Raw genomic sequence first — 1598 nt, forward strand, 5'->3', positions numbered from 1 at the left:
ATGCTCGTTGCCGGGTTTTCCGGGATTGGCAAGACAGCAGTCGTCAACGAAGTCCACAAACCCATTGTCCGGCAGCGCGGCTATTTCATCAAAGGAAAATTTGACCAGTTCAACCGCAACATTCCCTTCGCTGCCTTTGTCCAAGCATTTCGCGACTTAATGGCACAACTGTTGAGCGAGACAGACGAACAACTCGAGCGATGGAAAGCCAAAATTCTCGCAGCACTCGGAGAAAACGGACAAGTCATCATTCAAGTCATCCCCGAACTCGAACGAATTATCGGTCAACAGCCACCCGTTGCCGAACAGGTTGGGAATGCCAGTCAAAATCGCTTCAACTTGTTATTCCCAAAGTTTATTCAAGTCTTTACCACCCAAGACCATCCCTTAGTCATCTTTCTTGATGACTTGCAGTGGGCAGATTCGGCATCGCTCAAGTTGATGCACCTGTTAATGAGCGACACTCACGCTGGCTACCTCCTGTTAATTGGCGCTTACCGGGATAACGAGGTTTCTCCTGCTCATCCTCTCATGCTGACCCTAGATGAAGTTTGCAGCAGCGGTGCCTTAGTCCACACCATTACTCTCAAACCCCTGCTCCAAAATGACCTCAACCACCTGGTTGCAGATACCCTGAGCTGTTCGCAAGAGATTGCTGCACCTCTGACAGAATTGGTGTACCAAAAAACTCAAGGTAATCCCTTCTTTGCCACCCAATTTCTCAAAGCGCTACATGATGAGGGATGGATTGCATTCAACACTGAGATTGGTTTCTGGCAGTGCGACATTGCTCAAATTCGCTCGCTGGCGCTGACTGATGATGTAGTTGAATTTATGGCTTTACAACTGCAGAAGTTGCCCGCACCGTCTCAAACAGTGCTGAAACTTGCCGCCTGCATTGGCAACGAGTTCGACTTAGCAACCCTGGCGATCGTTGACGAAAACTCTCAAGCTGAAACTGCTTCAAACTTATGGAAAGCATTACAAGAGGGATTGGTTTTACCCACCAGTGAGGTTTATAAGTTTTTTCAGGAAAAGTCTCAATTGAGGGTACAAAATCCCTCGAGCTCGGAACTTCTCGATTCTGACTCGTGTTCTTACAAATTCTTGCACGATCGCGTCCAGCAAGCAGCTTATTCCCTGATTCCCGACGAGCAAAAACAAATCGCTCACTTAAAAATCGGGCAACTATTACTGACTCATACGTCCGCTGCCGAAACAGAAGAAAAACTGTTTGAGATCGTCAACCAACTAAATATCGGCAAATCCCTGATCGTCGAGCCATCGCAGCAAATAGAACTCGCCCAACTCAATTTAAAAGCCGGACAAAAAGCCAGAGCAGCAACTGCCTATACAGCCGCATTTGAGTATTGCACGACAGGCATCGCCTTGTTAGCTGAAGATAGCTGGCAAACCCAGTACGAAATAACCCTAGCCCTCTACGAAGCTGCCACTGAAGCAGCTTACCTCAGCGGCAACTTCGAGCAGATGAAAAATTTGGCGGCAGTCATTGCAGAACGCTCTAGAACTCTGTTGGATACGATTAAGGTCTATGAAATTCAAATTCAAGCTGCTCAAGCCCAACATCAATTTCTAGA

At 47.4% G+C, this 1598-nt stretch carries 1 protein-coding gene; it reads left to right on the forward strand.

Annotated elements, in window-relative coordinates; translation table 11 throughout:
• Positions 1-1598: ATP-binding protein (locus E5S67_RS31910; RefSeq protein WP_172193478.1), on the forward strand; the 1598-nt coding region annotated here is incomplete at both ends.

It is taken from the genome of Microcoleus asticus IPMA8, assembly GCF_013179805.1.
GTDB lineage: Bacteria > Cyanobacteriota > Cyanobacteriia > Cyanobacteriales > Microcoleaceae > Microcoleus > Microcoleus asticus.